Consider the following 3,988-nt stretch of genomic DNA (forward strand, 5'->3'; position numbering starts at 1 on the left):
CAGCCGAAAGCGTCACTTTAGGTGCAGAAGAGGCCACGGGCGCCATGCCGCCAGTCCCCAGAATAGTATCTTGCCCGCCGCCGCCGCAAGCGACCAGAAAAATGCTCGGAACCGGCGCCATGAGCCATGGCAGTGGCCTGAAATTAAGCCGTGATTTGTTCATATGCCTACCTCTTGAGTTGATCCAAAAACTGACTGCAGCCGGGTCAACACGGGTTGACTGGGCACTGTTGCGGTGCATCACCCCAAAGGCAGGCTGCATTGCAGGTTTCAGTATCAATAGCTGGCGGTGCCGTGTCTGTGTGCTGAACCACACAAGGGGGAAAGAGGGAGGTCTTTGATGGCAGCTGAAGGGAGGATTGATTATTCGCAATGCGCTGCCGATGGGCAGGGCTACTCTGAAAAAAGAGATTTTTTTGTTGTCACTTTCAACCAGGAGATGTCATGAAGACCGATGCAGAGATCAAGAAAGACGTGCTGGCCGAGTTGTTGTGGGACCCGCTGATTTCCGAAACCAAAGTTGGTGTTACGGTCAAGGAAGGCGTGGTCACATTGACCGGACACCTTGACAGTTATGCCGAAAAAGTGGCGGCCAAGCGGGCCACCGAGCGTGTCAGTGGTGTCAAGGCGATTGCGGTCGAGCTCGACGTGATCCCGAGCGGCGTGCACCAGCGCACCGACACCGAAATTGCGCTGGCCGTGGAGCACGCGCTGGGCTGGAACACCTCGGTGCCGCAGGGCCGCGTCAAGGTGGCGGTGGAGAAGGGCTGGGTCACCCTGAGCGGCGAGCTTGACTGGAACTTCCAGCGCCGCGCGGTGGAGCGCATGGTGCGCCCGCTCAAGGGGGTGGTGGGCATCACCGACAACATTGCGCTCAAAACGCTGCCGATCCCGCTCAAGCTGTCCGAGCGCATTCAGGACGCGCTGACGCGCCAGGCCATGCGCGAAGCGCGGCGCATCGATGTCATCGTGGAGGGCAGCGAGGTGACCTTGCGCGGTCATGTGCACTCGTGGGCCGAGAAGAATGCCGCCGAGGGCGCGACCTGGTCGGCACCCGGTGTCAGCCGCGTCAACAACCAGTTGACGGTTGAGGCGCAGTTGTGAACCGCGGGACTGGCTGCCATGCGACCCGCTGATTCGCATGCCTGGATGCTGACGCAAGCCGTCGAGCTGCTGCAGGGTGCGCATCGGCTGCACCGGCAGTTTTTCCAGTTGGGCCGCTCCGGCGACGTGCCGCGCTGGGAGCCGCCGGTGGACATGTACGGCGACGAGCAGCTGCTGTGCCTGCTGATTGCGCTGCCGGGTGTCACGCCCGAGCGGCTTGACGTGCGACTGGAGCAGCAGGTGCTGGTGGTGTATGGCGAGCGCTCGCTGGCCGCCGATTTTGGCAACGGCACGATCCTGCAACTCGAAATACCCTATGGCCGCTTCGAGCGCCGTGTGCTCTTGCCCCATGCCGACTACGCCGTGGCCGACATGTTGTTGCAGAACGGCTGTCTGCGCCTCACGCTTGAAAGAGAATCATGAAGCTGGTCGAGCCCTCTTCCGACATGCCTGAGCCGCAGCCTGCATTGCCGGAAGATGCCATGGTCATCGTGCCGGTGCGCAACATGGTGCTGTTTCCCGGCATGATCATGCCCATCAGCATTGGCCGCGAGCGCTCCATCAACGCGGCCCAATATGCCGTGCGGGCCGAGCTGCCGGTCGGCATCCTGATGCAGCGCAACCCCGAGGCTGATGCCCCCACGCCCGACGACCTGGCGCCCATCGGCACGGTGGCCGCCCTATTGCGCTACGTCACCACGCCCGACGGGTCGCACCACATCGTGTGCCAGGGGCAGCAGCGCTTTCGCGTGCTGGCGTACCTGGACGGCTTTGATTTCATGGTGGCGCGCGTCGAGCGCATGGCGGATGCCGGTGGCGAGGACGACCGCGACATCGAAGCCCGCTTTGTCCAGCTCAAGGAGCGCGCGGTGGAGGTGCTGCAACTGCTGCCCAAGGTGCCCCAGGAGATGCTGCAGGCGGTGCAGGATGTCGAAAGCCCTGGCATGCTGGCCGATCTGGTGGCCGGTTATGTTGACATCAAGGTGGCAGAAAAACAGGAACTGCTCGAAGAAGTTGACCTGCGCGCGCGGCTTGACCGCGTCATCGACATGCTGGTGCACCGCATCGAGGTGCTGAACCTGTCGCGCGACATCGACCGGCGCACCAAGGCCAGCATCGGTCAGCGCGAGCGCGAATTCCTGATGCGCGAGCAGATCAAGGAAATCCAGAAAAAGCTGGGCGAGGACGGTGGCGACAGCGCGGCCGAACTGGCCGACCTGCGCAAGGCGATCGATGAGGCTGGCATGCCCGAGGAGGTGGCCAAACAGGCCAAAAAAGAACTCAAGCGACTGGAGCGCATGTCGGACAGCTCGACCGAATATTCGATGGTGCGCACTTACCTGGACTGGCTGCTGGAAATCCCCTGGAAAGCCCCCGAGCCCGATGCCATTGACGTGACCCAGGCGCGCCAGGTGCTTGACGACGACCATTTCGGGCTGGAGCAGGTCAAGAAGCGCATTGTTGAATTTTTGGCGGTGCGCAAGCTCAAGCCGGGCGGCCACGGCCCTATTCTGTGCCTGGTGGGGCCGCCGGGCGTTGGCAAGACCTCGCTGGGCCAGTCGATTGCACGCGCGCTGGGGCGCAAGTTTGCCCGGGTGTCGTTGGGCGGCGTGCACGATGAGGCCGAGATTCGCGGCCACCGGCGCACCTATATTGGCGCGCTGCCGGGCAACATCATCCAGGCGCTCAAAAAAGCTGGCACCCGTGGCTGCGTCATGATGCTCGACGAAATCGACAAAGTCGGCACCGGTGTGCACGGCGACCCGTCGGCGGCGCTGCTGGAGGTGCTCGACCCCGAGCAGAACAACACGTTCCGCGACAACTACCTGGGCGTGCCCTACGACCTGTCGCAGGTGATCTTCATTGCCACTGCCAACGTGCTCGACACCATTCCCGGGCCGCTGCGCGACCGCATGGAGGTGCTGCACCTGGCCGGTTACACCCAGGAGGAAAAGCGCGAAATCGCCAAGCGCTACCTGGTGCAGCGCCAGCTCGAAGCGACCGGCCTCACGCCGGCGCAATTCACGCTTACCGATGCCGCGCTGATGGACATCATTCGCCACTACACGCGCGAGGCCGGCGTGCGCAATCTGGAGCGCCAGATTGGCGCCGTTTGCCGCCATGTGGCGGTGCGCATTGCCGAGGGCAAGGCCACGGCGCAAACCATCGACGCGCCCGACCTGGGCGAGATTCTGGGCCAGCCCAAGTTCGAGAACGAGGTGGCCTTGCGCACCGGCATGGCCGGGGTGGCCACCGGGCTGGCCTGGACGCCGGTGGGTGGCGACATTTTGTTCATCGAGGCCAGCCGCACGCCGGGCAGCGGGCGTTTGATCCTGACCGGCCAGCTTGGCGATGTGATGAAGGAATCCGCCCAGGCGGCGCTGACGCTGGTGAAGTCACGGGCACTGACGCTCAAGCTGGCGCCTGACGCCTTTGAAAAAGTTGATGTGCACATCCATGTGCCTGCCGGTGCGGTACCCAAGGACGGGCCCAGCGCCGGGGTCGCCATGTTCATCGCGCTGGCCTCGCTGTTTCTGGATCAGCCGGTGCGAAGCCAGGTGGCCATGACCGGCGAGATCAGCCTGCGCGGCCTGGTGATGCCGGTCGGCGGCATCAAGGAAAAAGTGCTGGCGGCGCTGGCCGCGGGCATCAGCACCGTGATGCTGCCCGCGCGCAACCGCAAGGACCTCGAAGACGTGCCGGAGCAGGCCAGGGCGCAGCTCGAATTCATTTTTCTCGACGACGTGGAGCAGGCCTTGCAGGGCGCCATTGACATGGCCCTTGTGCAGCAGCCAGCCTGAATAAAAGCGCCCCGCCATGGCAACTTTCGCCCGTCATTGCGAACGCAGTGACGCAATCCATGACCCCGGAAGTCATGGATCGC

The 3,988-nt window shown here is 63.6% G+C and carries 3 protein-coding genes; all 3 read left to right on the forward strand.

Features of this window, described 5'->3' with window-relative positions:
• Nucleotides 1-444: 444 nt before the first annotated feature.
• The 3 genes from IBX54_RS13200 to lon are packed head-to-tail and all read left to right on the forward strand — an operon-like array spanning nucleotide 445 to nucleotide 3,905.
• The gene (locus IBX54_RS13200) at nucleotides 445-1,104 is read left to right on the forward strand and encodes a BON domain-containing protein (RefSeq protein ID WP_296543118.1); all 660 of its coding nucleotides are present in this window, start codon (nucleotides 445-447) and stop codon (nucleotides 1,102-1,104) included.
• An 18-nt stretch (nucleotides 1,105-1,122) separates the two neighbouring features.
• A complete protein-coding gene (locus IBX54_RS13205) occupies nucleotides 1,123-1,527 on the forward strand; it encodes an Hsp20/alpha crystallin family protein (protein ID WP_296543119.1) in 405 nt (134 codons plus the stop codon).
• Between the two features lie 23 nt (nucleotides 1,528-1,550).
• A complete protein-coding gene (lon, locus tag IBX54_RS13210; protein ID WP_296543120.1) occupies nucleotides 1,551-3,905 on the forward strand; it encodes an endopeptidase La in 2,355 nt (784 codons plus the stop codon).
• Nucleotides 3,906-3,988 lie beyond the last annotated feature (83 nt).

The organism is Rhodoferax sp., assembly GCF_014859475.1.
GTDB lineage: Bacteria > Pseudomonadota > Gammaproteobacteria > Burkholderiales > Burkholderiaceae_C > Rhodoferax.

Excerpts from the sequence above, each read along its gene's own strand:
- IBX54_RS13200 (WP_296543118.1), top strand. The coding sequence starts at position 445 with ATGAAGACCGATGCAGAGATCAAGAAAGACGTGCTGGCCGAGTTGTTG.
- IBX54_RS13205 (WP_296543119.1), top strand. The coding sequence starts at position 1,123 with ATGCGACCCGCTGATTCGCATGCCTGGATGCTGACGCAAGCCGTCGAG.
- lon (WP_296543120.1), top strand. The coding sequence starts at position 1,551 with ATGCCTGAGCCGCAGCCTGCATTGCCGGAAGATGCCATGGTCATCGTG.